Source organism: Candidatus Accumulibacter meliphilus, from assembly GCF_036625345.1.
Lineage (GTDB): Bacteria > Pseudomonadota > Gammaproteobacteria > Burkholderiales > Rhodocyclaceae > Accumulibacter > Accumulibacter meliphilus.
The window spans coordinates 277,766-302,796 of record NZ_JAZKTZ010000008.1; the positions used below are offsets into that span (position 1 = coordinate 277,766).

Sequence of the window (25,031 nt, forward strand, 5' to 3'; positions counted from 1 at the left end):
ACGAAACTCCTTTCTCCCCTTGTGGGAGAAAGGCCCGGAAAGAGGGGGGGCGGTCATGCCTTTTATGACCGCTAGCGCCACGGGCGGTTGTAGGCGCCAAGGGTGACCTGGCTGCCTTCGGAAACGTGCGCCAGCTCGGCCTGCCAGGTGGGTTTGACGTGGAAGTGGTCGGGATTTCTCGCCAGTTCGTCGAGCGCCGCGCGCAGGGCTCGCGTCACTTGCGCGACGTAGGCCGGGCTGCGCTGCCGCCCCTCGACCTTGATTGCTGCGACGCCGATGGCGGCAATCTCTGGCAGGACTTCGAGGACATTCAGGCTGGTCGGTTCTTCGAGTGCGTAATAGGTGTCGCCATTGACCTCGAAGCGTCCCTTGCACAGCGTCGGGTAACCCGCCGGCTCGGCGTCGCCGAAGCGGTCGATGAGAATGCCGTTGAGGCGGGTGCTCATCTCGCCGGGCGATTTCTCCCACTTGACGTACTTCGCTGGCGAACAGGCGCCGACGGTATTCGGCGATTCGCCAGTGGCGTAGGACGATAGCCAGCAGCGGCCTTCATTCATAACACACAGACTGCCGAAGCCGAAAACTTCGATTTCGACCGCTGTGTTGCGGATCACCGTCTCGACTTGCGCCAGCGTCAGCACGCGCGGCAGCACCGCGCGGCGGACACCGAATTCCCGGTGCGCAAAATTGACCGCTTCGTAACTGGTCGCCGAACCCTGCACCGAGAGGTGCAAGCGCAGCTCGGGGTGGCGGCGGCTGGCGTAGTCGAGCAGTCCGATGTCGGCGAGGATCACCGCATCGACGCCGAGATCGGCTGCGCCATCGACAGCGCGCTGCCAGTCGGCGACGCGTCCGGGCTGGGCGAAAGTGTTGATCGCCATCAACACCTTGCGCTGCCGCGACTGAGCGTAGCGCAGTCCTTCGAGCATCGCCTTGCGGTCGAAATTGAGGCCGGCGAAGTTGCGCGCGTTGGTGTCGTCGCGGTAGCCGAGGTAGACCGCGTCGGCGCCGTGGTCGACTGCGGCTTTTAGTGCCGGCAGGCTGCCAGCGGGGCAAATCAGTTCGGGAATCTGTGTGCGCGACATGAAATACCTCGGCGAAGCGGGTCAGTGACGAGAACTGGCCAGTATAGTCAGGGCGGCCATCCAGCACTTGATTCGGGTCAAGTTCGCGGCAATCGCCTTACACCAGGCGGGCACGCAGGCGGCGCAGATACGCCAGCCCGCGTATGGCCCGGCTGCCATACCAGGAGACCATTTCACCGTCGATCAGCGTGGCGCGTGTGCTCGGCAGCTGCTCTGCCAGTTGGCGCAGGTGTTCTTCGCGAAACGGGTAGGGTTCGCTGGAAAGCAGTAGCCAATCCGCTTGCCCGGCCAGCGCTGGCAAATCGATTTCCGGGTAGCGCAGCGCGCTGTCGACCGGCAGGCTATCCCAGCCGGCGGCGGCCAGCATTTGCGAAATATAGGTGTCGCGGGCGACGCTGAGCCAGGGCTGCTGCCATATCAGGTAAAGCACCTTTTGCCGCGGCAGGGTCGCGGTCTGTGCGCTCAGAGCGGCCCATTCGCGCTCGAAATCGGCTGCCAGTGCCCGCGCGCGTGCTTCGACCTGCGGGTCGCGGCCGAAGATACCGCCGAGCAACTGGTAAAGCGCGAGGTTGTCGCGTACCGCCAAGGGGTGGGTAACGATCACCTGCGGCACGAAGGCATGCAGGGCGGCGACTTCGTCGCGGCGGTTTTCGTCGATATTGACGAGCACGTGCGTCGGCGCCAGCGCGCGCAGTTTGTCGATCGCAAAACCCTTGGTACCGCCAAGCTTGGGCAGCCGGCGAACGACCTGTCGCGGATGGACGCAGAAGCCGGTGCGGCCAACGAGGTGCTCGGCGAGGCCAAGATCGACCAGCAGTTCGGTGAGGCTGGGGACCAGAGAGACGATTCGCGGCGTTTCCGCGTAGCGATCATGTCGCTTGCCGATCGCGTCAGACCATTGCATGATTGGCGTTTTGAGGTGAGAGAACGGGGGAGACAAATGCTAGCGCAAAAACTTGCCGTCGTTACCGGTGCCGCGCGTGGGCTTGGCCTGTCGGTGGCACGCGACCTGGCAGCGGCCGGATGCCGGGTCTTGATGGTTGGTCGCAATACCGAAGCGATCGAAGACGCTGCCCGGCAGCTACGCGAGAGTGGCCACGACGTCTTTCCGCACACTGCCGACGTGACCGACGCCGGTGCCGTCGCTGCCCTCGCCGCCCGCCTGCGCCGCGAGTTCGGGCGCGCCGATATTCTGGTCAACAACGCCGGCGTGTTTCCCGAACGCAGGAACTTCGCGCAGCCACAGGCCGGCAGCGTCCTGGTCGTCGATGCGGAGATGGTGGCCGCCACCTACGCCTGCAACGCGCTGGCACCGCTGCGTCTGATTCAGGCAATTGTTCCGCTGATGCGCGAAAACGGCTACGGGCGCATCGTCAATGTTTCGTCGGGGATGGGGCAGTTGTCCGCCATGGGCGGTTCATGGCCCGGTTATCGCATGTCGAAAGCGGCGCTCAATGCCTTGACCTGCCTGACCGCTGCCGAACTCGCGGAGAGTCCGATCAAGGTCAATTCGGTTTGCCCCGGCTGGTGTCAGACGGAGATGGGCGGCAGGGACGCGAGCCGTAGTGCCGATGAGGGGGCGAAAGGGATCGTCTGGGCCGCGCTGCTGCCTGACGATGGCCCCAGCGGTGGTTTCTTTCGCGATGGCCTGCCGATCGACTGGTAGGGCCAGGGCGAGCTGCTCGCGGAGATAGGCTCGGTGGTAGCCTACTCGGCTGCGGCTGGTCGCGGTTTGCGCGGCGCGGCGACCATCAGCCGATCATAGACAGCGTTCGGCAGCAGCCGTAGCAAACCGGCAACGATGCCCATTTGCCAGGGAACGACGACATGGCTGCAGCCCTTGGCGATGGCCCGCGCAAAGCGCGGCGCGGCGGCCTCGGCCGACATCAGGAAAGGCATCGGGAAAGGGTTGACCGCCGTCATCGGCGTGCTGATGTAGCCGGGAGAGAGTGTGACCACCTTGACTCCCGAAGCGCGCAGTTCGACACGCAGGCTTTCGAGATAAGCAATCACCGCCGCTTTCGAAGCGCTGTAGGCCTCGGAACCGGGCAGTCCGCGGATGCCGGCTACCGACGCGATACCGACCAGCCGTCCGCGACCGGCGCGACGCATAGGGCCGATGAAAGGCGAGAAGCTTGCCGCCATCCCGAAGAAATTGGTGTCCATGATCCGGCGAATGGCGTCCAGGTCTTCGGCGTGCTCGCTCAGCGTGCCCATCGAGATGCCGGCGTTGGCAATGACGATATCGGGAACGCCGAGGTCGGCCATGAAGTTTTCGCCGGCGGCGCGCAAGGCGGCGGCGTCGGTGACGTCAAGCGGGTAGCAATGGACCTGCCCTGGCCAGCGCGCGGCCAGCTGCTGCAGCGGTTCGGAGCGCCGCGCGCAAAGCCCGAGCTGCGCCCCTTGCGCGGCGTAGTAGGCGGCCAGTGCCTGGCCGATTCCCGACGAGGCGCCGGTGATGAAGAGCTTGGCGGGGAGCGCCGGCATGGCGGTTCCGCGGGCGCTCATCGCGGCTGCCGGTTCACTTCTTCGGCTTCTCGCTGCGCGCCTTGTCGATCACCTGCTCGGTCAAGGCCAGGAGATCCCCGTAGCCCTTGAGCTCCTTGCTGGAGACGAGATACTTGCCGTCGACGGCGAGAGCCGGAACTCCCTGGATCTTGTAGGCGTGCGCCATCTGATCCGCACGTTTGGCCTGGCTGAGAACCCCGAAGGAGTTGTAGGTGGCGGTGAACTTCGCTTCATCGACACCCTGCGCGCTCACCCAGGCGATGATGCTCTTGTCGTCGAAGAGGCGCTTGTTCTCCTGATGCAGGGCGCGGAATACCGCAGCATCGAGCTTGGTCAATTCGCCGCTCGCTTCCAGCGCGTAATACAACCGCGCCAGGCTGGCCCACTGCGGGCGTCCGAAGGAGATCGGGACGCGTTTGAAGACCACGTCGCTCGGCAAGGCTTTGGCCCACTTGCTGACCAGCGGGTCAAAGTCTGCGCAATGCGGGCAGCCGTAGGAGAAGAATTCGAGCACTTCCGTTTTGGCCGGATTGTCGGTGACCTGCGCCGGGACGATGGCCACGTAATCGCGATCGGCCACCACTTCGGCGCGTGCCGGTAAGGCCATGGCCAGTACCGCCAGGGCGATCGCGGCCAAGTATCCACTCATGCGTCTTTGCATTGTCTTGTTCTCCTTGTAAGCGTCTCAGAGTGCTTGTGCGTCTGAGTGTTTGAGGATCTGACTCAGTCCTTCTTGACGACGCGGGCATCGATTCCCTGCCTGGCCAACTCGCCACGCAGGATGCTTACTTCTTCCATGCGCGGGTAGGGGCCCAGGCGAACGCGGTACCACACCTTGTCCTGCAGCATCACCTGTTGAATTCGTGCCTCAACGCCCATCAACGCCAGCCGAGCCTTCTGGTTGTCCGCCTCAGCCATATTCTGGAAAGAGCCGGCCTGCAGGTAAATGGGCTTCTTGAGCAGAGGTTCCGCTTCGGGTTTCTTGTCCTCGGCCTTCCTGTCTTCCGGCGGCCTGACGTCGATCGGCTTGATTTCGAGAGGTTTGCCCTCCAGCGGCGGGATGGTCGCCGGCGGGCGTTGGGCCACGCTAGGCACGTGCTGTGTCGGGTCGGGAATGGCTTCGGCGTTGCCGGGCAGGATCTTGTAGAAGTCAAAGCGCGGTTTTTCGGGGGCCGTCGAATCGCCGGGCTTGCCAGGCAGCGCTACCGGTGCCGGTGCCGGGGCCGGCACTTCCGGCGTCGGTTCCGGGCGTGGCGCGTCGCTGACCGGTGACGGCAATTTCGCTTGCTGGCCGGTGGTGGTGAACGGCAGCGGCACTTTGTTCACGTACCAGACCACGCCAGCCACGGCGATGACGCCGACGACCAGGCCGATGAACAGTCCAAGCAGGGTGCCGCCGCCCGAGGTCTTGCGGGGTGGGGTTCTGCGGGGTTGTTTCATGTCTCGACTCATGCCAGTGTTCCTTTGATTACATCGATTCGGGGCAGCTGACGCCGAGAATCGCCATGCCGTTGCGAATCACTTGCCTGACCGCCGCCGCCAGCGCGATGCGCGCATCGCGCAGCGCGGGTTCATCAACCAGCATTCGTTCGGCGTTGTAGTAGCTGTGAAATTCGGCCGCCAGTTCCTTGAGATAGAAAGCGATCAGGTGTGGCGCCAGTTCGCCGGCGGCGGTCTCGACGGTCTCCGGGAATTCGCCCAGTCGGGCGGCGAGCGCCAGTTCATGGCTGCCATCCAGGCAGCCGAGATCGGTGCTGGCGAGCGTTTGCGGCTCGCCTCCCCACAGGGCCAGCAGCGAGCAGACGCGAGCATGCGCGTACTGAATGTAGTAGACCGGGTTCTCGTTGGACTGGCTCTTGGCCAGGTCGAGGTCGAAATCGAGGTGCTGGTCGGACTTGCGTAGAACGTAGAAGAAGCGACAGGCGTCGTTGCCGACATCTTCGCGCAAGGTGCGCAGGGTTACGAACTCGCCGGAACGGGTGGACATCTGCGCCTTGCGCCCCGAGCGATAGAGCACTGCAAACTGAACCAGCGCCACATCCAGCCCTTCGGGATCGCGCCCGAGCGCCGCGAGGGCGCCTTTGACGCGCGGGATGTAGCCGTGATGGTCGGCACCCCAGACATTGATGAGCCGCTGAAAACCGCGGTCGTACTTGTTGAGGTGATAGGCGATATCCGACGCAAAGTAGGTGTACTGGCCATTTTCGCGTTGCACGACGCGATCTTTCTCGTCGCCAAAAGCGGTCGACCTGAACCAGCAGGCGCCGTCCTGTTGGTAGAGATGTCCCGCTTTATCGAGTTGCTCGACGCAGCGGGCCACCAATCCGGTTGCGAACAGCGATTCTTCGGAAAACCAGACGTCAAAATGTACTCCCGACTCTTCGAGGTCGCTGCGGCAGTCGGCAAGCTGTTCGCCGAGCACGTAGTTGTGCAGTTCTTTCCAGTCGCCGCCGAGCAGCTGTTTGGCATTGGCAATCAGGGCATCGAGATGCGCTTCGCGCTGCTGCGCAGCTTCGCCGTCGGTGCGCGCGGGGTCGGGCAGGCCGGGAGTGCCGGCGATGGCGCTGGCTGCCGAACGCAGATAGCGCTCGCCCTGCGTCGCCAGCAACTGCCTGGCCATCTCTGTGACATAGGCGCCCTTGTAGGCGTTGCTCGGAAAAGGGATTGGCTCGCTGGCGATGCTTCCGTGGTCGGCCAGTGCCAGATAGCGCAGCCAGGTCGACACGGCCAGAATGTCCATCTGCCGACCGGCATCATTGACGTAGTATTCGCTGGTCACCTCCCAGCCGGCGCAGGCGAGCAGCTTGCAGAGGCTGCCTCCGTAGGCTGCGCCGCGGCCGTGGCCGACATGCAGCGGCCCGGTCGGGTTGGCGGAAACGAATTCGACGAGCACTTTCTTCCTGCCGCCGACTGTCGAGCAGCCAAAGGACGGCCCGTCCTCGAGGACGCGGCGCACGGCTTCGAGCCGGGCAGTGGGGTGCAGGCGAAAGTTGATGAAGCCGGCGCCGGCGATTTCGGCGCTGCCGAGCAGTGCCGACTTCGGCAATTCGGCCAGCAGCAGCTGCGCCAGCTGGCGGGGATTGCGTTTCAGCGTGCGCGCCAGCTGCATTGCCAGGTTGCAGGAGAAATCGCCATGCGTGGCCTGTTTTGGCCTTTCGATGTGGATTTCGCTCGTAGCCACCTCGGCCGGCGCAACGCTGCGCAGTGCGGCACGCATCAGCTCGGCAAGGTGGGATTTCAGGTCTTGGCTCATCAGGGCGCGTCGGGTCGTGGATTCGGTCAAGCGGCCGATTATACGTTGCCAGGGCTCGAGCAGCGACGATAGCCGGCGCGATGCAGCTCGTTTCTGTGTAAACTCGACACTTTGCCGACCACAGGGCGCCCCTTTTCCGTGCGACTTTTCCGCCTCGCCAAAATCCTCAGTATTGCCAGCCGCTTCGGTCTCGACGAGATGATTCTCGAACACGAGCCCAGCGGGCGTCTGGCCGCGCTATCGCGGACGTTGCACTTCTGGCGCCGCTTCGATACGCCATCGGCGGTTCGTCTGCGTCTGGCCCTTGAAGCTCTGGGGCCGATTTTCGTCAAGTTCGGGCAGGTGCTGTCGACGCGGCGCGACCTGCTGCGCCCGGACATTGCCGATGAACTGGCCAAATTGCAGGATCGCGTGCCGCCGTTCTCGTCCGAACTGGCGCTGGCGCAAATCGAGGCCGCCTACGGCCGACCGGCCAGCGAAGTGTTTGCCGAATTCGACGCGACGCCGGTCGCCAGTGCGTCGATTGCGCAGGTGCACTTCGCGCGCCTGCGTCCCGAAGACGGCGGCCAGGAGGTGGCGGTCAAGGTGCTGCGTCCGGAAATGCGCAGCGTCATCGCCAATGATCTGGCGCTCCTCGACACCCTGGCCGGATTACTCGAAACGGTATGGTCGGACGGCAAGCGGCTGAAGCCGCGCGAAGTCGTTGCCGAGTTTGCCAAGTACCTTTATGACGAACTCGATCTGATGCGCGAAGCCGCCAACTGCTCGCAGCTGCGGCGCAACTTCCACGGCTCGCAGTTGCTGCAGGTTCCCGAAGTGTACTGGGATCAGTGCACGACGACGGTGATGGTCATGGAACGGATGCGTGGCATCCCGATCAGTCAGACCGGGGCGCTGATCGTCGCCGGCATCGACCTGCCGGCCTTGTCCCGCGCCGGCGTCGAGATCTTCTTCACGCAGGTTTTCCGTGACGGCTTCTTTCACGCCGACATGCACCCCGGCAACATTTTCATCGCCACCGACGCGGAGCACCACGGCCGCTACATCGCGCTCGACTTCGGCATCGTCGGGACGCTGACCGACACCGACAAGAACTACCTGGCCCAGAACTTCCTTGCTTTTTTTCAGCGCGACTACAAGCGCGTGGCGACGGCACACATCGAAGCCGGCTGGGCGCCGCCCGATACCCGCGCCGACGAGTTCGAAGCCGCCGTGCGCGCCGTCTGTGAGCCAATCTTCGACCGCCCGCTGCACGAAATCTCCTTCGGTCGCGTGTTGCTGCGGCTGTTCCAGACCTCGCGCCGCTTCAACGTCGAGATCCAGCCGCAGCTGGTTATGTTGCAGAAAACGCTGCTCAATATCGAGGGCCTCGGCCGTCAGCTTGATCCCAATCTCGACCTCTGGAAAACCGCCAAGCCCTTCCTTGAACGCTGGATGAACGAACAGGTAGGCCGGCGTGCCTTCCGCCGTGGCGTCGAGCAGGAGGCGCCAAACTGGGCGCGCATGCTGCCGCAGCTGCCGCGTCTGGTGCACCAGGCACTGGCCCGGCCAGTGGCGCCCGAGGTGGCGCCGCAGCTGGCGAAACTGGTGCGCACGCAGCGCCAGCAGAACCGCTTGCTGGCGATCATCGTCGTCCTCCTGACGGCGCTGCTGCTCAGCCAGTATTTCGGCCCGCAGCTCGGCTAAAAAACGCGCTCGCCAACGACGCCCGCGCGCTTGGCCTGTTACATCTGGTAGCCGAAGCGCTTCAGAAGCTGCGCCGTTTCGCACAGCGGCAGCCCCATTACGCCGCTGTAGCTGCCGGCGAGACGTTCGACGAACATTGCCGCCCGCCCCTGGATGCCGTAGGCGCCGGCTTTGTCCATCGGCTCGCCGCTGGCGACGTAGCGCGCAATCTCGTCCTTATCGAGTTCGCGAAAACGCACTTCGCTGATCGAGCTGAGGAGTTCGGTGCGCTCCTCGAAGCTGACCGCGACGGCGGTCAGTACGCGGTGTGTCTGGCCGGAAAGGCGGCGCAGGATGCGCCGCGCGTCGTCGACGTCGAGCGGTTTTCCAATCAGTTCTCCCGCCAGTTCGATGCTCGTATCGGCAGCCAGCACGGGCTGCAGCAGCAGTCCGCGCCAGTTGACGATGCGCCAGCCGAGGCTCGCCTTGTTGCGCGCGACGCGTTCGACGTAGGCCGTCGGCGCTTCCTTGGGCAGCGGCGTTTCGTCGAGTTCCGGGTCGCCGCGTTGAGCGTCGCGGAAGGCGATGGTGTCGAAGCCGACGCCGATCTGGGTCAGCAATTCGCGTCGGCGCGGGCTGCGCGACGCCAGGTGCACCCGTGGGTGCTGCAAAGAGAATGACATCAGCCTTGCCGGTGGTAGGGGTGGTTGCGAACGACGCTGATGGCGCGATAGAGCTGTTCGCAGAGGATTAGCCGGGCGACGGCGTGCGGCAGGGTCAGGCTCGAGAGGCGAATGCTTTCATCGGCTTGCCCCTTGAGCTCGGCGTCGATGCCGTCGGCGCCGCCGATCACGAAAGCCGTCGCGCCGCCGCTACGCATCCAGCCCTGCAGGCGTTCGGCAAGCTGCGCGGTGCTCAGGTCGGCGCCGCGTTCGTCGAGGACGATCAGTCGCTGATAGCCGTTCAGCGCGCCCAGCAGGCGGGTCTTTTCGGCGGCCAGCAGTTGCTCGCGGGTTTTCGCGCCGCGCGCTTCGGGCTTGATCTCGACGATCGCCAGGGGCAGTTCGCGCGGCATGCGCTTGAGGTACTCGGCACAGCCTTGCGCGACCCATGCGGGCGGCTTGTGGCCGACGGCAAGAATAGCCAGCTTCATGCGTCGCCGGCGGCCGCCTCTTTGGTCACTGCGCTCGCCCGGCGGACCCGCTCCGGGCCTTTGCCGCCCCACAGTTCTTCAAGTCGGTAGTAACTGCGAATCGCCGGCTGCATGACATGGACGACGACATCGCCAAGGTCGACCAGTACCCATTCGCCGCTTTCTTCGCCTTCGCAGGAGAGGACATGAACGCCCGCTTCGCGGGCCTTGTCCTGGACGTTGCGGGCCAGTGATTTGACCTGGCGGTTCGAGTCGCCGCAGGCGACGACGATGGCGTCAAATAGCGAGGTCAGTTTGGTGGTGTTGATGACTTCGATGTCACGGCCCTTGATGTCTTCGAGCGCGTCGACGACGAGTTTTTCCAGCTGCGCGAGTTTCATTGGCGAGTCAGTACTCCGGGTAAAGGTTGTGCTTGCGGATGTAAGCGATGACTTCGTCGGGGAGCAGATAGCGCGGACTGCTGCCGCTTGCCAGCAGCGTGCGAATCTGTGTTGCCGAAATACCCAGCGGGGTCATTGCAAAAGTGGCGATACGGCCGGCTGCCGATTCGTGCAAGGCCGCCGGCTGCGTGCACAAGCGTTCACGATAGCAGGCGGCCAGCGCTTCCGGCAGCTTGCCGACGTCGATCGGAAAGCCGGGTCTGTGGGCGACGCCGATGTGCGCCAGTTCGAGCAACGACTGCCAGCGGTGCCAGTCGGGCAGGGCGGCGAAAGCGTCGGCACCGAGCAGCAGGACCAGTGGTCGCCGCTTGCCCGGTTGATCGGCCTGGCGCAGGCGTTCGAGGGTGAGCACGGTGTAACTCGCCTGGGCGGCGTCGACTTCGGCGGCGTCAACTTCGAAGCCGGGATTCCCGGCTGTGGCCAGACGCACCATGGCCAGACGGTGGCGCGCGCTCACCTGGGGTGCTGCGCGCAGCAGCGGCTGCCCGGCCGGAATCCAGCGCACGGCGGCCAGCCGGAGATGGTCGGCCGCTTCTTCGGCGAGCCGCAGGTGCCCGCAATGAACCGGGTCGAAAGTACCGCCAAAAATTCCCAGTGGCCGCTCGCCTTGCTCCTCAGGCATCGCTTTCCGTAGCCGTGACGAAGACATCCCGGTAGCTGACGTAGAAGCTGGCGAACAGGGTTGGTGCCAGGATGAGGACCAGCAAGACGGTGAGCACGACGGTCAGCAGCGCCGCGCCGTCCGGCAGCAGCGCGGCGAGGGTGCCGAGCAACAGCCCCGGGAGCAGCGTTGCGGCGACCAGGAGGGCCAGTGAATAGACCAGGAAAGCACGCCAGTTGCGGGCGCAGGCGATGAAACTGAAGAACAGCGCCTTGGCCGGCGACAGTCCATGCCAGGCGGCAAGAATTGGCGCATACCAGTAAGCCATGATCAGCGGGCAGAGGAGAATCAGCGCCACCTGCAGGGCGAGCATCACGTCGCCACTGGCGAGCACCTCTGCATTCGGCGTGTGGCCGGCGAGCATCAGTTGCATCAGCGCGCCGCCATCGGCGAGTGACGAGATGGCGAGAATGCCGACCGTGGCCGCCAGGTAAATGGCGCCCAGGGTGATCAGTGCGCGCGGGTTCTTCTGAAAACCCGAGAACAGGGTTTGCGGGCCCAGCGGTCCACCTTCGTCGATGTTCCGGCAGGCGTTCATCAGACTGACCGAAAAAGCCGGGATGCACAGCGTGGTGGCGATGGTGCCGATCATCGGGATGACATTGACGATGGCCATCAGCATCCAGTAGCTGACGACCAGGAAGGTCAGCATGAGGTGGTTCTTCCGGAAAATCCGGAAGCCTTCGGCCAGCCAGCGCCAGCCGTGCGCCGCGTTAAGAGTCAGTGCTTGCATGTTGTCGTCAGTTGCGTTCAGGCGGCGAGAAAAATGTCACGGTACGAAGCATACACGGAGCCGGCCAGGACCGGTCCGAGGACCAGGAAGCCGAGACCAACCGGCAGTGCGGCAAAAAAACACAGGACCATGACCAGGAGGCCATAGATCAGAAACTCGACGACGTTCCTGACGCAGGCGTTGAAGCTTGCCTTGAGCGCGTCGACCGGCTGCATGGCGTTGAAAATGACCAGCGCCGGGGCAAACCAGATGGCCATCACGATGGGCACCGAGAGCAGCAGCCAGAGCAGCCCGGCCAGCGCCACGCCGCCGAAAGCGATGCCGGCCGCCATGGGGCTTTGCATCATCATGGCGCCGGCCATGCCGCCGCCGGCGAGCAGCATCACCAGCACGAACAGCACCAGCATGGCCAGCATGTACAGCACGCCGAGCGTCAGCAATGCCGCCGTGTGCTGCTGGAAACCGGCGAAGAGGTCGCTGATTTCGAGCCCCTGCTCACGCGCCAGCTTGTGGCAGGCGACCAGCATGCCGGCCGCCAGCACCGGCGTCAGCAGGTGGGCGGCGAGTGGGCCAATCAAGGGGACTATCGCCAGGCCGATGTAGATGACGATAACGATGACCATCATCGCGATCCAGGCCCCGGGATTGGCGATGAACAGGGCCCAGCCCTGCTTCAGCCAGTTCAGCGCGCTGCCGGCCGCGACGCGGCGGGAGGTTCCGTTGAACTGCGGCGCCGGGATAGGGAAGGAGGGCATGCGCATGCTCGTGTCGAGAATAGAGTGCAAATGCTAGTCGCCCTGAGCGGGCGAGGCAAGCCAGGGCACCTTGCTGCCCGACGCGATGCGCGCCAGCAGGATCGAGCGGTAGGCGTCCGGGTCACGCTGAACGACCAGGTCTCCGGCTCGCGGCAAATGGTAGTCCTGCAGGCGTGAGACCCAGAAGCGCAGCGCCGCAGCGCGCAGCAGTGTCGGCCATGCCGCTTGCTCGGCGGGCAACAGCGGTCGTTGGGCGTCATAGGCGCCGAGCAGGGCAGCGCAGCGTTCGCTGTCGAGCGCCGCGTCGGCGCTCACGCACCAGTCGTTGACCGTCACCGCCAGATCAAAAAGCAGGTCGTCGACGCCGGCGAAGTAGAAGTCGAGCACGCCGCTGACGCGATCGCCCGAGAACAGGACGTTGTCGCGAAAAAGATCGGCGTGAATCAGCCCGCGCGGCAGATCGTCCGGGCGCAGGGCCCGTTGCTGGCGCAACTCGTCGCGCAGCAGCCGGGCGTCGTCTTCAGCGAGGCAGGAGTCGATCTCGACGGCCACCCTTGCGCACCAGTCGATATCGCGCTGATGCCTTTGCGGCGCCGGGAAGGAGCGCGCGGCGAGGTGCAGCGCGGCCAGCAGGCCGCCCACTGCGGCGCACTGCGCCAGGTTTGGCGTGTCTTCAGAGCGCCCGGCAAGGCGGCTGACGATGACCGCCGGTTTGTCGCCGAGGGTGGTCAACAATTCGCCGCGGCGGTTGGCGACCGGAGCCGGGCAGGGCAAGCCCTGCGCCGCCAGATGGGCCAGCAGCTGAATGTAGAACGGGGCCTGCTCGGGCGTTACTTCTTCGAAGAGAGTCAACACGTAGTCGCCGCGGCTGGTGCGCAGGAAGAAGTTGGAGTTCTGCACGCCTTCGGCGATCCCGGTCAGCGCTTCGAGGTTTCCCAGAGCATAGGCTTCGAGCCAGGCGGCCGCCTGCGCGGTCGTCAGCTGGGTGAATACCGACATGGCTCTCCCGAGAGCTGTGAAAAAGGGGGCGGAGGATTGATTGGCTGGGGCGTTGGCAGACGCGTTGGTAAAAGCGGGCCAGCAGGCGAACGTGAGCGCCAGCGCGTCAGAAGGTGCCGATCACCCATTGCGGGACGCTGACATCGGCCGAGCCCATCGTCGTCTGGCTGAAGTTGCCGTCGCCGTTGCGGTCGATCAGGTAGTAGGGAACGCCGTGGGCGGGGGTTACCTTGATCTTGAACAGCTTGCCGTTGATGCGGTGCTCCTCGATGGTGTCGCCTTCACGTTTCTTGATCGTCACCTCGGGTTCCAGGCTCTCGTCGAACGGCGCCATTTCCGGCGGCGGTGGCGGGACGGCGGGCAAGGGCTGCAGATCGCTTCTCTCCTGCGCGAGAGCGGGCAGGGCAGCTAATGCCAGAAGAAATGGTACGAAGAGGGCCGATGAGATGCGACGCATGGGGATGTTTCCGGATGGTTGAGCCAACGGTGAGTATCATCGTTCAAAGTCGATGCGAGTACAAGCGAGTACAAGCGCGTACAAGACTCGCAAGTAGTCGGCAGTAATGTCGCTGATCGCGGAGGCCTCGCCGAAGTCTGCGATAATGTTTGCCGATTCGTCAGCATCACAGCGTCGGACAGCGATTTTCCTGCGGCCTGGCGATGGGGCGAACAAGTGTTTGGCTCGTGCTTCTTCCGCAGTTCTTTCTTCTCGCTCGTGGCCCGCTGATGCCTACTCTGCTCCTGGTCGACGGATCGTCCTACCTTTACCGTGCCTTCCACGCCATGCCCGATCTGCGCACGACGCGCAGCGAGCCGACCGGTGCGCTGCATGGCGTGCTGAATATGTTGCGCCGACTGGAAAGCGACTACCAGGCACGCGACGTGGCTTACAAAGCCTGTGTTTTCGACGCCAAGGGCAAGACTTTTCGTGACGACTGGTACCCGCAGTACAAGGCCAATCGGCCGCCGATGCCCGCGGACATGGTGTCCCAGATCGAGCCCTTGCATGCCGCCATCGCCGCGCTGGGCTGGCCGCTGTTAATCGTCGACGGGGTTGAAGCGGACGACGTGATCGGCACGCTGGCGCAGCAGGCAGCGGCGCAGGGCGTCAGCGTGGTGGTGTCGACCGGCGACAAGGATCTGGCGCAACTGGTCGGTCCGCAGGTGCAGCTGGTCAACACCATGAGCAGCGAAGTGCTCGACGAAGCCGGCGTGCTCGCCAAGTTCGGCGTTCCAGCCGAGCGCATCGTCGACTACCTGGCGCTGGTCGGCGATTCCGTCGACAACGTGCCCGGCGTCGACAAAGTCGGTGCCAAGACGGCGGTCAAGTGGCTCAACCAGCATGGTTCGCTCGCCGGCGTCATTGCCGCCGCTGCCGATATGGGTGGCGCCGTCGGTCAGAATCTGCGTCGTGCGCTTGACTTCCTGCCGCTGGCGCAGCGCCTGGTCACTGTTCGCTGCGACCTCGAACTGCCTCTGGCAGTGGCCGACCTCGGGCCGCGCCCGGTCGACCGCGAACGCCTCGCCGAGCTGTTTGCGCACTACGAAATGCGTTCCTGGTTGCGGGACATTCAGGAGGGGCCGCCGGGCGGAGCAGCGACGGCCGCGCCGCCGAGCGCGCTGGTGGGCGGCACGCCGCTGCCGCCGCTTGCCCAGCCCGCGCAGCCGAGCCTTTTGTCCGATGACGCGCATCGAGCGAACTACGAAACCATCCTCGACGAGGCGGCATTCGAGCGCTGGCTGGCGAAGATCGACGCCAGCCCGCTGACTGCCCTGGATACCGAAACCACCAGTCTCGACCCCTGCGCAGCGCGCATCGTCGGCGTCTCTCTGGCGGTCGCCGAAGGCGAAGCGGCCTACCTGCCGCTGGCCCATTGTTATCCCGGCGGGCCGGACCAGTTGCCGTGCGAGGCAACGCTGGCGCGTCTGAAGCCCTGGCTGGAATCCACCAAACACGCCAAGATCGGTCAGAACCTCAAGTACGACCAGCATGTTCTGGCCAACCACGGTATCAAACTGGCCGGCGTCGTGCACGATACGCTGCTGCAATCCTACGTCCTCGAATCGGGCAAGGACGGCGCCCGCGGCCACGACCTCGGTCGCCTGGCGACGCGCCATCTCGGGCTGGCGACGATCCCCTACGAAGCGCTGTGCGGCAAGGGCGCCAAGCAGATCAGCTTTGCCCAGGTGGCGATCGAGCAGGCCGCCGAATATGCTGCAGAGGATGCCGATCTGTGCCTGCGGCTGCACGCCAGGCTTTATCCGCAGATCACCGCCGATACGGGTCTGGCGCGAGTCTACGCAACGATCGAGATGCCGGTGCGCGAGATCCTGTTCCGCATGGAGCGGACCGGCGTGCTGATTGATGCGCAGTTGCTCAGCGAACAGAGTGGCGAGATCGGCAAGCGTCTGCTCGAGCTCGAAGCGCAAGCGCACGCGGCCGCCGGGCAGCCGTTCAATGTCAACTCGCCGAAGCAGCTGGCCGAAATCCTTTTCGGTACGCTGGGTCTGCCGGTGAAGAAGAAAACGCCTTCGGGGGCGCCTTCGACTGACGAAGAAGTGCTCTCGGAGTTGGCGCTCGACTACCCGCTGCCCAAGATCCTGCTCGAATCGCGACAGCTGGCCAAGCTCAAAGGTACTTATACCGACAAGCTGCCGAAAATGGTCAATGCCCAGAGCGGACGCGTGCATACCAGTTACGCGCAGGCGGTTGCGGTCACCGGCCGCTTGGCGTCGAGCGATCCCAACCTGCAGAACATCCCAGTGCGCACGCGCGAAGGACGGCGCATCCGCGCGGCCTTTATTGCTCCCGGCGGAAGCTCGCTTGTAGCGGCGGACTATTCGCAGATCGAACTGCGGATCATGGCCCATCTTTCGGAGGACCCGCGTCTGCTTGAAGCTTTCGCGCAGGGCGAGGATGTGCATCGGGCAACCGCTGCCGAGATTTTCGGCGTCAGTGCGGGCGACGTCGGCCCGGATCAGCGGCGCGTCGCCAAGGTCATCAACTTTGGCCTGATCTACGGCATGAGCGCTTTCGGACTGGCCCGGCAACTGGACCTCGAACGCAGCGCCGCACAAGCCTATATCGAGCGCTATTTTGCGCGTTACCCCGGGGTCGCCAGCTACATGGCCAGGACGCGCGAGATGGCCAGCACGCAGGGTTACGTCGACACCGTTTTCGGGCGTCGCCTATGGCTTCCGGAGATTCGCTCCAGCCAGGCTGCGCGTCGCCAGGGGGCCGAACGGGCGGCGATCAATGCGCCGATGCAGGGTTCGGCGGCCGACTTGATCAAGTCGGCGATGATCGTCGTGCAGGGCTGGCTGGACGCCGAGGGCCTGCAAACGCGCTTGCTGATGCAGGTGCATGACGAGCTGGTGCTCGAAGTGCCCGACGGCGAGCTGGCGCGTGTGCGCGCCGAGTTGCCGCGCCTGATGACTGACTGGGCGACACTGCGCGTGCCGCTAGTGGTCGATGTCGGCGTCGGCGCCAATTGGGACCAGGCGCACTGAGGCCAGGGCAGGCGGCAGCGCTTCGCTTAGCGCGACGCCGGATCAGAACGCAGCACGCGACGTATTTCATCCAACAGCGAAAGGCACAACAGCATGCCCCTACATGAGAAAGAAGGCATTCGCGAGAAACTCGAGGACCAGGTGTACGCCTCGGCCGATTTGTCGGTCAGCATGCCCAAGTACAAATTTCCGGCGTCGGAACACGATCCGCGCCATGCCTACTCGGTGGTCCATGACGAGTTGATGCTCGACGGCAACGCGCGGCAGAACCTGGCGACCTTCTGTCAGACCTGGGCCGAGCCCGAAATCCATCAACTGATGGATGAGTGCATGGACAAGAACATGGTCGACAAGGACGAGTACCCGCAGACCGCCGAAATCGAGGCCCGCTGCGTGCATATGCTCGCCGATCTCTGGAACTCGCCGACGGCGGCGAACACCGTCGGCTGCTCGACGACCGGTTCGAGCGAAGCGGCGATGCTTGGTGGTATGGCCATGAAGCGGCGCTGGGAGGGCCAACGAAAAGCCGCCGGCAAGCCGATCGACAAGCCGAATCTGATTACCGGCCCGGTGCAGATCTGCTGGCACAAGTTCGCCCGCTATTGGGACATCGAGCTGCGCGAGATTCCTCTCGAAGGCGAACGTCTGCTGATGACTCCCGAGGAAGTGCTCAAGCGCTGTGACGAGAACACGATCGGCGTCGTGCCAACCTTGGGGGTGACCTTCACCTGCCAGTACGAGCCGGTCAAGGCGGTCGCCGACGCGCTTGATCAGCTGCAAGAAGAGCAGGGCCTGGACATCCCGATGCATGTCGACGGCGCCAGCGGTGGTTTTCTGGCACCTTTCTGTGCGCCGGATCTGGTCTGGGATTTCCGTATTCCGCGTGTCAAGTCGATCAATACCTCGGGCCACAAGTTCGGTCTGTCGCCGCTCGGTGTCGGCTGGGTCATCTGGCGGGAAGCCGCAGACCTGCCCGATGAAATGGTCTTCTGGGTGAATTACCTGGGTGGCAACATGCGCGACATCGCCCTGAACTTCTCGCGGCCGGGCGGGCAGGTCGTTTGCCAGTACTACAATTTCCTGCGTCTGGGCAGGGAGGGCTACGCCAAGATCCACGGCGCCTGCTACGATACGGCCGCTTACCTGGCCGCCAGAATCGCCGAGCTCGGGCCTTTCGAGATCATTTACGGCGGCGATCGCGAGGCCGGGATCCCGGCCGTGTGCTGGAAAATGAAGGAGGACGCCGATCCGGGCTTCAGCCTTTACGATCTGGCTGACCGCCTGCGCAGTCGTGGCTGGCAAGTGCCCGCCTATGCCTTGCCGGCCAATCGTCAGGATCTGGCAATCCAGCGCATCCTGGTGCGGCACGGAGTTAGCCGCGACCTGGCGACGCTGCTGGTGGAAGACATCCGGCGCGCACTCGACTACTTCGCCAAACACCGGCTGTCGGTGCCGCTGAGCGCCGCAGAAGCTTCCGGCTTTCATCACTGAGGAAGGCTGCGTTTGCGTCGAGTTTACCCGGCACGCCACCGCTTCCAGCAACGCTTAGGCGATTGCCGGAAAAGAACGTACCAGATTGCGCCGGATTTTCGGTCGGCTTCAAGGCGCAACAACAGGCGCATAGTCGACTTGAACTCAACTTTTTTCGAGCATGGAGGTGAGATGGAACGTAACTCTTCAGGATGGCGACGTGGTCTGCTGGTTTTCAGTGTTCTGCTTGTTGCCGCGTGCGCCGGTTACAGCGGCAGTAATCTCAAGCCCGGGGTGTCGACCTTGCCGGAGGTCATGGCCTCGATGGGGTCGCCGGCGATGGTCTGGAAGAATCCCGATGGCAGCGAGCAACTGGCCTACCCGCGCGGGCCGGCCGGCACGCAGACTTTCATGGCGTATGTTGGGCCGGATGGCAAGCTCCAGCGCATCGAAAAGGTGCTGAACGTCGAGAATTTTGCACGCGTCCAGGCGGGAATGAGCAAGGATCAGGTGTTGCGCATTCTTGGTCCTTCGGGATCGCAATGGACACAGTTCTACTCGCGGAGCAATCAGCTCGCCTGGTCATGGTTGTTCTGCAACGCCTGGAATGCCCAGGAGTTTTTTGACGTCATGTTCGACGCCAGCACCGGCATTGTGCACTCAACGGGGCAGCACCCGAATCTGGCGGGGCCAGGTGGTGTGCAACCCCCTTGCAGTCAATGACGAAAACCTTGCATGACTCCTTGCACGGGCATGGCGCACAGTTAATGTGAAAGTCGCGCAAGCGACTCACGAACACGGTTGCTTCTCCCCTAGCGGGAGAAGGGTCGGGGGTGAGACGGGGAATTCTGGGCGCATGCGCCCGGCCGGTCGAACGATTCCGGCGTGCAAGCCGGAATGCGCACTGCAAGTGGAGGGAAAACGGTCATGACTTTGATGATCTCGGTTGTATCGATGGTCATGATTGTTAGGCGCATGGCCGACAGTTCAGCGGCGATAAGTGATGCGATAGATCGCTCCGGCGTGGTCGTCGGCCACCAGCAAGGAGCCGTCGGGTAACACCAGCACGTCGCTGGGGCGTCCCCAGACGCTCTCGCCATCTTCAGCATCGAGCCAGCCGCTGGCGAAAGTTTCGTAGGCAATCGCCTGCTCGCCACGCAGACGTACCAGCGTTACCCGGTAGCCGATTTTCCGCGAACGGTTCCACGAGCCGTGTTCGGCGATGAAAATCTGCTGGTGGTATTGCGCGGGGAACATCGTCCCGGTGTAGAAGCGCATGCCCAGCGCAGCGGCGTGCGGCGCCAGCTTCTGCGCCGGCGCGACGAACTCGTCGCAGCGTCGCCGGGCGCCGAATTCCGGATCGGGCAAATCGCCCCCATGGCAGTACGGATAGCCGAAATGCATGCCCGCCCGTGCGACGTGGTTGAGTTCGTCGGGCGGCAGGTCGTCGCCAAGGAGATCGCGGCCGTTGTCGGTGAACCACAAATCGCCGGTCTGCGGCTGCCAGTCGAAGCCGACGCTATTACGCACTCCCCTGACCACTGTTTCCCAGCAGCTGCCATCGTCATTCATGCGCAGAATGTTGGCGTAGCGTCGCGGATCGGGTTCGCAGATATTGCACGGTGCGCCGACCGGTACATAGAGTTTGCCATCCGGGCCGAAGGCGATGAATTTCCAGCCATGATGGGTCTCGGTCGGCAGCCGGTCAGTTACCAGCACGGCCTCTGGCGGACGCGCCGGGTCTTGCCGGCCTTGCTCAACATGGTCGTAACGCAGGATGCGGTTCACCGCCGAGACGTAAAGACTCCCATCCTTGTAGGCGACGCCGACCGGGCGCTGCAGTCCGCTGGCAATGAGCGTCACACGCTGCACCTGGTAGTCGGCGCCGAAGCTCAGCGCATGCACTTTCCCGGCCTGCATCGAACCGACGAAAAGCGTGCCGCCACGCTCATCGTGACGCCCGAGGGCCATCTGCCGGGCGTTGTCGACACGCGCCCAGGTCTCGATGCTGAAACCCGGTGGCAACTGGATGCGCTGCAGCGGCAACTCATCCGCCGCCAGGCGCATCGGGAGCACGGCCAAAGCAAGCACCAGGCAACTATAGATTCTGCACATCGCAAAATTCCTCACATCTTCCCGGCGGCGTTGTCGGGCCGGCTGTTGCGGCCCAGGCCTGCATCTTTAGCCAGTTGGGTCATGCCCTTTGCTCGTGCGATGTCCCTCACTGCAGTGAGAAAAACATCGGGGTCCGGGTCTTCAAGCGCCGCAGTCAGATACGCGGCGATGGTTTCTTCATCGTCGAGATAGTCAGCAGCATCAAAATGGGCGTACTTGCTCATGATTGCTCCTTCTCTATGGCTCGCGCCATTTCACTCGCGCGCTTGATGTCGCGCTTTTGGGAGGATTTATTTCCTCCCAAGAAAAGCAGATAGACCACATCGCCACGACGAGTGAAGTACACGCCATAGCCCGGCCCGGGTAATTGCGGAGAGTGCTCGGATTTCGATGGCGCTGCGACAAGGTGGCGCCAAATCTGTTGTGCGGCTCGGGCTGGGCGGGCTCCGGCACCGCGACAAACGACGAACATCCCTGCGGCCTCAGCTCGAAAACCTTGGCTTGACCGCTGAGTGGCACGTGCTAGTCTATGCTTTTATTGCCTCGGAGGCTTCGATGGAAACGCGACAACTGGGCCGTGACGGCCCGCGGGTATCGGCGCTTGGTCTGGGGTACGTGGGGATGAGCGATTTCTACACCGGGCGCGACGACAAGGAATCGATCGCCACCATCCAGCACGCGCTGGATCTCGGCATCAACTTTCTCGACACCGCCGACATGTACGGCCCGCATACCAACGAGGAACTCGTCGGGCGGGCAATCAGGGAGCGGCGCAGCGAAGTCTTCCTGGCGACCAAGTTTGGCATCCTGCGTGACCCGAACGATGTCTCCGTGCGCGGTTTCGACAGCCGTCCCGAGTACGTGCGCAGCGCGGTCGAAGGCAGCCTGCGGCGCCTCGGGGTGACGACCATCGATCTCTATTACCAGCATCGCGTCGACCCCAAGGTGCCGATCGAAGACACGGTCGGCGCGCTTGCCGAGCTTGTTCTGGCCGGAAAGCTGCGCTACATCGGCTTGTCCGAGGCCTCCGCCAGCACGCTCGAACGCGCGCACAAGGTGCACCCCATCACGGCGTTGCAGAGTGAGTATTCCTTGTGGTCGCGTGACCCTGAAGCCGAAATATTGGCCACGTGCCGGCGGCTTGGCGTCGGCCTGGTTCCCTACAGCCCGCTCGGCAGGGGTTTCCTGACCGGGGCGATTACGCGCCCCGAGGACTTCGCTGCCGACGATTACCGGCGTTCGAGCCCACGTTTCCAGGGCGAGAACTTCACGCGTAATCTGGCGCTGGTCGAGCAGGTCAGGGTGTTGGCCGCCGAGATCGGCTGCACGCCGGGCCAGCTTGCGCTGGCCTGGGTGCTCGCGCAGGGGGACGACATCGTTCCGATCCCCGGTACCAAGCGGCGCAAGTATCTCGACGAAAATGTCGGCGCGCTCACCGTTCGCCTGACGGCAGCGCAGCTGGCGGCGCTGGATGAGGCCTTCCCGTTCAACGCCGCCGCCGGCGAGCGCTACCCGGCGAACATGATGGGCACAGTTAATCGCTGAGGGTCGCTGCGACGAGCCGTCGCCGGGTGGAAGCACTCGGTCGTCGCCTGCGCTATGTTTGCCGGGCGCACGTTGCAGAGCCCTGCCTGGCGCTTCCGCAAGGACGATCAGCTACTCGGACCGTCCTCAGCGGAGCTCTCCGCTCAGTGCCAGTTCGCCCTGTCGAGGTGGTGGTGGGTCCTGCGCCGCGCCGCGTGCCGACAGCGCGCTGACCCGCACTCCGAGCAGGCGCAGCTTGCGGTCGAGCGGCACGCGCCGCAGGCATTTGCCGGCGGCACGGCGGATGGCCTGCGCATCGTCGGTGGCGGCGGGTAGGGTCAGGTCGCGGGTGACGGTCTGGAAGTCGGCGAAGCGCAGCTTGATGCCGATCGTCCGGCCCTGGTAGTCCTTGCGGCGCAGATCCTCGGCGACGCGCGTGCACAGTGCCGTGAAAATTTCGCTCAGTTCCGGGCGATCGTCACGCGGGTGCAGGTCGCGCTCGAAAGTCGTTTCGCGGCTGATCGATTTCGGTTCGGACGAGGTGCTCAGTGCGCGCTCGTCGATGCCGTGCGCGGCGGCGAGCAGCCAGCGGCCATAGCTGCGGCCGAAGTGCTGCTGCAGGAAACCGGCTTCGGCTTGCGCCAGTTCGCCGATGCTGTGGATGCCGAGCCCGGCCAGCCGCTCGCTGGCCTTGGGGCCGATGCCGTTGATCTTGCGCGCGGGCAGCGGCCAGATGCGCTGGGTGAGGTCTTCCGCGTTCAGCAGTGTCAGGCCGTCCGGCTTGTCGAGGTCGGAGCCGATTTTGGCGAGCAGCTTGTTGGCTGCGACGCAGATCGAGCACGACAGCCCGGTGGCCGCGCGCACCGCGTCCTTGATGCGCTGCGCGAGTAGTCGGCTGTCGTCGGCGAGCGTGCTGAGGTCGATGTAGATCTCGTCGATGCCGCGGTCTTCGATGTGCGGCGCGAGCTGCGCCACGGCGGCTTTGAAGAGGCGCGAGTAGTGTCGGTAGGCGGGAAAATCGACCGGCAGGAGAATTGCGTCCGGCGCCAGCTTGGCGGCTTTCATGATGCCCATCGCCGAAAAGACGCCGAGGGCGCGCGCTTCGTAGGTGGCGGTGGTGATCACGCCGCGGCCGGCGTAGTCGCGCAGGCGCGCGAAACGGCGCCTGCCGTCGGCGAGCGGCAGCGGCTGCTGCGCACGACTGCCGCCGATCACCAGCGGCAGGCCGCGCAACTCCGGGTAGCGCAGCAACTCCACCGAGGCGTAGAAAGCGTCCATGTCGAGATGGGCGATTCGGCGCGCTGGCGGCGTATCGGCCTGTGCGTCAGTGACCGGCATCAGTAGAGCAGGAATGCCTGGCGTTCTTCTTCCCACCGATCTTCGTCGGCGCGGCTCAGGGCGTCGAGGTCGGCCGGTGTTGCCGCCGGATCGTCGACCCATTCGCGCAGCAGGGGCGAACCGTTGATCAGGTCGATGGCCAGTCGCTCGTGTTCGTATTCGTAAGGGAAATCGCGCCATAGCGGGTAGTCTGCCTGCACTTGCCGCAGCGCCTTGAAAGCCAGGCTCTGCAGCCGCCACGGGCGAAACCGGGGGTGTTGGTAGTGGGCGTCGTCGACGTGGATCTGTATTCCCTGGCAGAGCTTGCCGGCGTGCTTGTGGAAAGTCGGCTCGAACCAGCAGGTGCGCAGCCGGCAGCCGAGCAGCCAGTCCGGTGCCAGGACGTGCATGGTTTTTAGCAGTTGCTCGGCGTCAATGTCGGGTGCGCCGAAAAGCTCCAGGGGACGCGTCGTGCCACGTCCTTCGGAGAGCGTCGTGCCTTCGAGCATGACGGTGCCCGCGTAGCAGCGCGCCATCGACAGGTTCGGAGCGTTCGGGCTGGGGTTGATCCAGCTGCGCTGCTCGCTCGGCCAGCCGTAGCCGGGCGCGGTCGTCGGCGCCCAGTCGTGCATGGCGATGATCGTGCACTCGATGTCGAGGTCCAGGGTGGTGACGAACCAGCCGGCGAGTTCGCCCATCGTCAGGCCGTGGCGCATCGGCAGCGGCCCGGCGCCGACGAAGCTTTCCCAGCCCGGGCGCAGCAGCAATCCTTCGAGCGGGCGGCCGGCGGGGTTCGGGCGGTCGAGAATCCACACTTCCTTGCCGTGCTCGGCCGCGGCTTCGAGCAGGTAGCGCAGGGTGGTGATAAAGGTGTAGATGCGGCAGCCGAGGTCTTGCAGGTCGATCAGCAGGATGTCGAAATGGTCCATCATCGCCGGCGTCGGACGGCGTACCTCGCCGTACAGGCTGAATATCGGGATGCCATGCACCGGGTCGACGAAGTCGGGCGACTCGACCATGTTGTCCTGCTTGTCGCCGCGCAGCCCGTGCTGCGGCCCGAAGGCAGCGCTCAAGCCTAGCTCGGGCAGCGCGCCGAGGGCGTCGAGCGCGTGTCTCAGGTCGGCGCTGACCGACGCCGGGTGGGCGACCAGTGCCAGTCGGCGGCCGCGTAGCGGCTTGCGCAGTTGCGGGTCCTTGAGCAGGCGGTCGAGTCCGAACTCGATGGCGGGCATGTGGTTTTCCTTCAGGCAGGAGAGGGCGGCGATGTCGACAGTTCGAGCGTGAAGCCATCGCGGTGATGAAAATCGGGCAGCGCCGCCGGATGCTGCAAGGCCCAGTAGCTGTGGCAGCCGTCGATCGTATCGGCGGCTTCGACAACCGCTGCCAGAGCGATCTGCAGCCTTGCCGTGGCGGCCATCGGCGGCAGGTCGGCCGGCGCAATGATGGCCTCGATTTCCAGGCGGCCGGCAGACAGCCTGGCGACGATTTGCGGCGGCGTGAAGGCGATGATCGCTGGCTCTCGCTGGCGGTAGGCGGAGAACGCATAGCTGGCCCATTGAGCGGACGGCGAGAAGTTGAACTCGCGGTAAGCCGCATCGCCGGCGACGCCGACGAAGGCCTCGAAACAGGTGTGTTCCCATAGGCCGTCGGTGCAGTCCGGCGTGCGCGGCTCGGGAATCAGCAAGCGCGCCATGTCGCCGCGCAGGCACCAGGCCAGTTCGAGATGGCCGTCCGTGCGCCATGTCGCGCACACTTCGATGCTGCGCACGACAGGTGCCGGAGTGGCGGGGTGCGGGCGCAAGCTGTGCGTGAATTCAGTCGGAAACATGGCGGAGGAAGGGCG

The 25,031-nt window shown here is 64.5% G+C and carries 24 protein-coding genes and 2 pseudogenes; 6 read left to right on the top strand and 20 right to left on the bottom strand.

Annotated elements, in window-relative coordinates:
* Nucleotides 1-71 precede the first annotated feature (71 nt).
* Together ubiU and V5B40_RS17830 are read right to left on the bottom strand one after the other, a co-directional pair.
* Nucleotides 72-1,085 (bottom strand): ubiquinone anaerobic biosynthesis protein UbiU, encoded by a 1,014-nt coding sequence (gene ubiU / locus V5B40_RS17825; RefSeq protein WP_332355741.1) that lies wholly within the window; start codon nucleotides 1,083-1,085, stop codon nucleotides 72-74.
* 97 nt (nucleotides 1,086-1,182) lie between these two features.
* Entirely contained in the window at nucleotides 1,183-1,989 is an 807-nt protein-coding gene (locus tag V5B40_RS17830) for a helical backbone metal receptor (RefSeq protein ID WP_332355742.1), read from the bottom strand.
* Nucleotides 1,990-2,025: 36 nt separating this feature from the next.
* Here V5B40_RS17830 and V5B40_RS17835 point away from each other — a divergent pair, with 36 nt between their 5' ends.
* Nucleotides 2,026-2,751: an SDR family NAD(P)-dependent oxidoreductase gene (locus V5B40_RS17835; protein ID WP_332355743.1), complete on the top strand. Its 726-nt coding sequence runs from the start codon at nucleotides 2,026-2,028 to the stop codon at nucleotides 2,749-2,751.
* A 41-nt stretch (nucleotides 2,752-2,792) separates the two neighbouring features.
* Here the strand turns inward: V5B40_RS17835 and V5B40_RS17840 are convergent, their stop codons facing one another.
* From V5B40_RS17840 to argS, 4 genes are all read right to left on the bottom strand, one after another.
* Entirely contained in the window at nucleotides 2,793-3,593 is an 801-nt protein-coding gene (locus tag V5B40_RS17840; RefSeq protein ID WP_332355744.1) for an SDR family oxidoreductase, read from the bottom strand.
* 13 nt (nucleotides 3,594-3,606) lie between these two features.
* A complete protein-coding gene (locus tag V5B40_RS17845; RefSeq protein WP_332355745.1) occupies nucleotides 3,607-4,242 on the bottom strand; it encodes a thiol:disulfide interchange protein DsbA/DsbL in 636 nt (211 codons plus the stop codon).
* 74 nt (nucleotides 4,243-4,316) lie between these two features.
* The gene (locus tag V5B40_RS17850) at nucleotides 4,317-5,033 is read right to left on the bottom strand and encodes an SPOR domain-containing protein (RefSeq protein WP_332355746.1); all 717 of its coding nucleotides are present in this window, start codon (nucleotides 5,031-5,033) and stop codon (nucleotides 4,317-4,319) included.
* Between the two features lie 28 nt (nucleotides 5,034-5,061).
* A complete protein-coding gene (gene argS, locus V5B40_RS17855) occupies nucleotides 5,062-6,846 on the bottom strand; it encodes an arginine--tRNA ligase (RefSeq protein WP_332355748.1) in 1,785 nt (594 codons plus the stop codon).
* 138 nt (nucleotides 6,847-6,984) lie between these two features.
* On the opposite strand from argS, the gene ubiB reads away from it, so the two are divergent.
* A complete protein-coding gene (gene ubiB / locus V5B40_RS17860; RefSeq protein WP_332355749.1) occupies nucleotides 6,985-8,532 on the top strand; it encodes a ubiquinone biosynthesis regulatory protein kinase UbiB in 1,548 nt (515 codons plus the stop codon).
* Between the two features lie 38 nt (nucleotides 8,533-8,570).
* On the opposite strand, the gene V5B40_RS17865 is transcribed toward ubiB, so the two are convergent.
* The 8 genes from V5B40_RS17865 to V5B40_RS17900 form a co-directional block, all read right to left on the bottom strand.
* Complete coding sequence (locus V5B40_RS17865; RefSeq protein WP_332355750.1) at nucleotides 8,571-9,194, bottom strand: Maf family protein; 624 nt, start codon at nucleotides 9,192-9,194, stop codon at nucleotides 8,571-8,573.
* Nucleotides 9,194-9,664, bottom strand: coding sequence for a 23S rRNA (pseudouridine(1915)-N(3))-methyltransferase RlmH (gene rlmH, locus V5B40_RS17870; protein ID WP_332355751.1), 471 nt, complete (start codon nucleotides 9,662-9,664; stop codon nucleotides 9,194-9,196). The genes V5B40_RS17865 and rlmH overlap by 1 nt, the downstream gene beginning before the upstream one ends.
* Nucleotides 9,661-10,044: a ribosome silencing factor gene (gene rsfS, locus V5B40_RS17875; RefSeq protein ID WP_332355752.1), complete on the bottom strand. Its 384-nt coding sequence runs from the start codon at nucleotides 10,042-10,044 to the stop codon at nucleotides 9,661-9,663. The genes rlmH and rsfS overlap by 4 nt, the downstream gene beginning before the upstream one ends.
* A gap of 7 nt (nucleotides 10,045-10,051) precedes the next feature.
* Nucleotides 10,052-10,726 carry a nicotinate-nucleotide adenylyltransferase gene (nadD, locus tag V5B40_RS17880; protein WP_332355753.1) on the bottom strand — a complete coding sequence of 225 codons (675 nt, stop codon included), beginning with the start codon at nucleotides 10,724-10,726 and terminating at the stop codon, nucleotides 10,052-10,054.
* Nucleotides 10,719-11,498, bottom strand: a complete 780-nt coding sequence (locus V5B40_RS17885; RefSeq protein WP_332355754.1) for a BPSS1780 family membrane protein — start codon at nucleotides 11,496-11,498, stop codon at nucleotides 10,719-10,721. The genes nadD and V5B40_RS17885 overlap by 8 nt, the downstream gene beginning before the upstream one ends.
* 17 nt (nucleotides 11,499-11,515) lie before the next feature.
* Nucleotides 11,516-12,253 carry a BPSS1780 family membrane protein gene (locus tag V5B40_RS17890; RefSeq protein WP_332355755.1) on the bottom strand — a complete coding sequence of 246 codons (738 nt, stop codon included), beginning with the start codon at nucleotides 12,251-12,253 and terminating at the stop codon, nucleotides 11,516-11,518.
* 33 nt (nucleotides 12,254-12,286) lie between these two features.
* The gene (locus tag V5B40_RS17895; protein WP_332355756.1) at nucleotides 12,287-13,252 is read right to left on the bottom strand and encodes a homoserine kinase; all 966 of its coding nucleotides are present in this window, start codon (nucleotides 13,250-13,252) and stop codon (nucleotides 12,287-12,289) included.
* A 106-nt stretch (nucleotides 13,253-13,358) separates the two neighbouring features.
* Nucleotides 13,359-13,709, bottom strand: a complete 351-nt coding sequence (locus tag V5B40_RS17900; protein ID WP_332355757.1) for a DUF2782 domain-containing protein — start codon at nucleotides 13,707-13,709, stop codon at nucleotides 13,359-13,361.
* 269 nt (nucleotides 13,710-13,978) lie between these two features.
* Between V5B40_RS17900 and polA the strand changes: the two genes are divergently transcribed.
* The 3 genes from polA (at nucleotide 13,979) to V5B40_RS17915 (ending at nucleotide 18,955) form a co-directional block, all read left to right on the top strand.
* The gene (gene polA / locus V5B40_RS17905) at nucleotides 13,979-16,762 is read left to right on the top strand and encodes a DNA polymerase I (protein WP_332355758.1); all 2,784 of its coding nucleotides are present in this window, start codon (nucleotides 13,979-13,981) and stop codon (nucleotides 16,760-16,762) included.
* 93 nt (nucleotides 16,763-16,855) lie between these two features.
* The gene (locus V5B40_RS17910) at nucleotides 16,856-18,253 is read left to right on the top strand and encodes a glutamate decarboxylase (protein WP_332355759.1); all 1,398 of its coding nucleotides are present in this window, start codon (nucleotides 16,856-16,858) and stop codon (nucleotides 18,251-18,253) included.
* A gap of 171 nt (nucleotides 18,254-18,424) precedes the next feature.
* A complete protein-coding gene (locus tag V5B40_RS17915) occupies nucleotides 18,425-18,955 on the top strand; it encodes a hypothetical protein (protein WP_332355760.1) in 531 nt (176 codons plus the stop codon).
* A 264-nt stretch (nucleotides 18,956-19,219) separates the two neighbouring features.
* Here V5B40_RS17915 and V5B40_RS17920 read toward each other — a convergent pair whose 3' ends face one another.
* The 3 genes and pseudogenes from V5B40_RS17920 to V5B40_RS17930 all read right to left on the bottom strand — a co-directional run.
* Complete coding sequence (locus V5B40_RS17920; RefSeq protein WP_434735885.1) at nucleotides 19,220-20,347, bottom strand: PQQ-dependent sugar dehydrogenase; 1,128 nt, start codon at nucleotides 20,345-20,347, stop codon at nucleotides 19,220-19,222.
* Between the two features lie 41 nt (nucleotides 20,348-20,388).
* A pseudogene (locus tag V5B40_RS17925) lies at nucleotides 20,389-20,571 on the bottom strand (addiction module antidote protein); the annotation flags it as partial.
* Nucleotides 20,568-20,708: pseudogene (locus V5B40_RS17930) on the bottom strand (type II toxin-antitoxin system RelE/ParE family toxin); the annotation flags it as partial. The pseudogenes V5B40_RS17925 and V5B40_RS17930, both read right to left, overlap by 4 nt.
* Nucleotides 20,709-20,902: 194 nt before the next feature.
* On the opposite strand from V5B40_RS17930, the gene V5B40_RS17935 reads away from it, so the two are divergent.
* Nucleotides 20,903-21,892, top strand: a complete 990-nt coding sequence (locus tag V5B40_RS17935; RefSeq protein ID WP_332355761.1) for an aldo/keto reductase — start codon at nucleotides 20,903-20,905, stop codon at nucleotides 21,890-21,892.
* Nucleotides 21,893-22,018: 126 nt separating this feature from the next.
* Here the strand turns inward: V5B40_RS17935 and dinB are convergent, their stop codons facing one another.
* Genes dinB through V5B40_RS17950 form a run of 3 tightly spaced genes read right to left on the bottom strand, consistent with a single transcriptional unit; the run spans nucleotide 22,019 to nucleotide 25,016 of the window.
* A complete protein-coding gene (dinB, locus tag V5B40_RS17940) occupies nucleotides 22,019-23,209 on the bottom strand; it encodes a DNA polymerase IV (RefSeq protein ID WP_332355762.1) in 1,191 nt (396 codons plus the stop codon).
* Nucleotides 23,209-24,420 (bottom strand): exo-beta-N-acetylmuramidase NamZ family protein, encoded by a 1,212-nt coding sequence (locus V5B40_RS17945; RefSeq protein WP_332355763.1) that lies wholly within the window; start codon nucleotides 24,418-24,420, stop codon nucleotides 23,209-23,211. The genes dinB and V5B40_RS17945 overlap by 1 nt, the downstream gene beginning before the upstream one ends.
* An 11-nt stretch (nucleotides 24,421-24,431) precedes the next feature.
* A complete protein-coding gene (locus V5B40_RS17950; RefSeq protein ID WP_332355764.1) occupies nucleotides 24,432-25,016 on the bottom strand; it encodes a DOMON-like domain-containing protein in 585 nt (194 codons plus the stop codon).
* Nucleotides 25,017-25,031 lie beyond the last annotated feature (15 nt).

What these genes read in the sequence shown, in the direction of transcription:
- V5B40_RS17885 (WP_332355754.1), bottom strand. Translation starts at nt 11,498, where the DNA reads ATGCAAGCACTGACTCTTAACGCGGCGCACGGCTGGCGCTGGCTGGCC.
- polA (WP_332355758.1), top strand. Translation starts at nt 13,979, where the DNA reads ATGCCTACTCTGCTCCTGGTCGACGGATCGTCCTACCTTTACCGTGCC.
- V5B40_RS17920 (WP_434735885.1), bottom strand. Translation starts at nt 20,347, where the DNA reads ATGTGCAGAATCTATAGTTGCCTGGTGCTTGCTTTGGCCGTGCTCCCG.
- V5B40_RS17865 (WP_332355750.1), bottom strand. Translation starts at nt 9,194, where the DNA reads ATGTCATTCTCTTTGCAGCACCCACGGGTGCACCTGGCGTCGCGCAGC.
- V5B40_RS17840 (WP_332355744.1), bottom strand. Translation starts at nt 3,593, where the DNA reads ATGAGCGCCCGCGGAACCGCCATGCCGGCGCTCCCCGCCAAGCTCTTC.
- rlmH (WP_332355751.1), bottom strand. Translation starts at nt 9,664, where the DNA reads ATGAAGCTGGCTATTCTTGCCGTCGGCCACAAGCCGCCCGCATGGGTC.
- V5B40_RS17895 (WP_332355756.1), bottom strand. Translation starts at nt 13,252, where the DNA reads ATGTCGGTATTCACCCAGCTGACGACCGCGCAGGCGGCCGCCTGGCTC.
- rsfS (WP_332355752.1), bottom strand. Translation starts at nt 10,044, where the DNA reads ATGAAACTCGCGCAGCTGGAAAAACTCGTCGTCGACGCGCTCGAAGAC.
- argS (WP_332355748.1), bottom strand. Translation starts at nt 6,846, where the DNA reads ATGAGCCAAGACCTGAAATCCCACCTTGCCGAGCTGATGCGTGCCGCA.
- V5B40_RS17845 (WP_332355745.1), bottom strand. Translation starts at nt 4,242, where the DNA reads ATGAGTGGATACTTGGCCGCGATCGCCCTGGCGGTACTGGCCATGGCC.
- V5B40_RS17950 (WP_332355764.1), bottom strand. Translation starts at nt 25,016, where the DNA reads ATGTTTCCGACTGAATTCACGCACAGCTTGCGCCCGCACCCCGCCACT.
- V5B40_RS17890 (WP_332355755.1), bottom strand. Translation starts at nt 12,253, where the DNA reads ATGCCCTCCTTCCCTATCCCGGCGCCGCAGTTCAACGGAACCTCCCGC.
- V5B40_RS17910 (WP_332355759.1), top strand. Translation starts at nt 16,856, where the DNA reads ATGCCCCTACATGAGAAAGAAGGCATTCGCGAGAAACTCGAGGACCAG.
- V5B40_RS17835 (WP_332355743.1), top strand. Translation starts at nt 2,026, where the DNA reads ATGCTAGCGCAAAAACTTGCCGTCGTTACCGGTGCCGCGCGTGGGCTT.
- V5B40_RS17945 (WP_332355763.1), bottom strand. Translation starts at nt 24,420, where the DNA reads ATGCCCGCCATCGAGTTCGGACTCGACCGCCTGCTCAAGGACCCGCAA.
- V5B40_RS17915 (WP_332355760.1), top strand. Translation starts at nt 18,425, where the DNA reads ATGGAACGTAACTCTTCAGGATGGCGACGTGGTCTGCTGGTTTTCAGT.
- V5B40_RS17830 (WP_332355742.1), bottom strand. Translation starts at nt 1,989, where the DNA reads ATGCAATGGTCTGACGCGATCGGCAAGCGACATGATCGCTACGCGGAA.
- dinB (WP_332355762.1), bottom strand. Translation starts at nt 23,209, where the DNA reads ATGCCGGTCACTGACGCACAGGCCGATACGCCGCCAGCGCGCCGAATC.
- ubiU (WP_332355741.1), bottom strand. Translation starts at nt 1,085, where the DNA reads ATGTCGCGCACACAGATTCCCGAACTGATTTGCCCCGCTGGCAGCCTG.
- nadD (WP_332355753.1), bottom strand. Translation starts at nt 10,726, where the DNA reads ATGCCTGAGGAGCAAGGCGAGCGGCCACTGGGAATTTTTGGCGGTACT.
- V5B40_RS17850 (WP_332355746.1), bottom strand. Translation starts at nt 5,033, where the DNA reads ATGAAACAACCCCGCAGAACCCCACCCCGCAAGACCTCGGGCGGCGGC.
- V5B40_RS17900 (WP_332355757.1), bottom strand. Translation starts at nt 13,709, where the DNA reads ATGCGTCGCATCTCATCGGCCCTCTTCGTACCATTTCTTCTGGCATTA.
- V5B40_RS17935 (WP_332355761.1), top strand. Translation starts at nt 20,903, where the DNA reads ATGGAAACGCGACAACTGGGCCGTGACGGCCCGCGGGTATCGGCGCTT.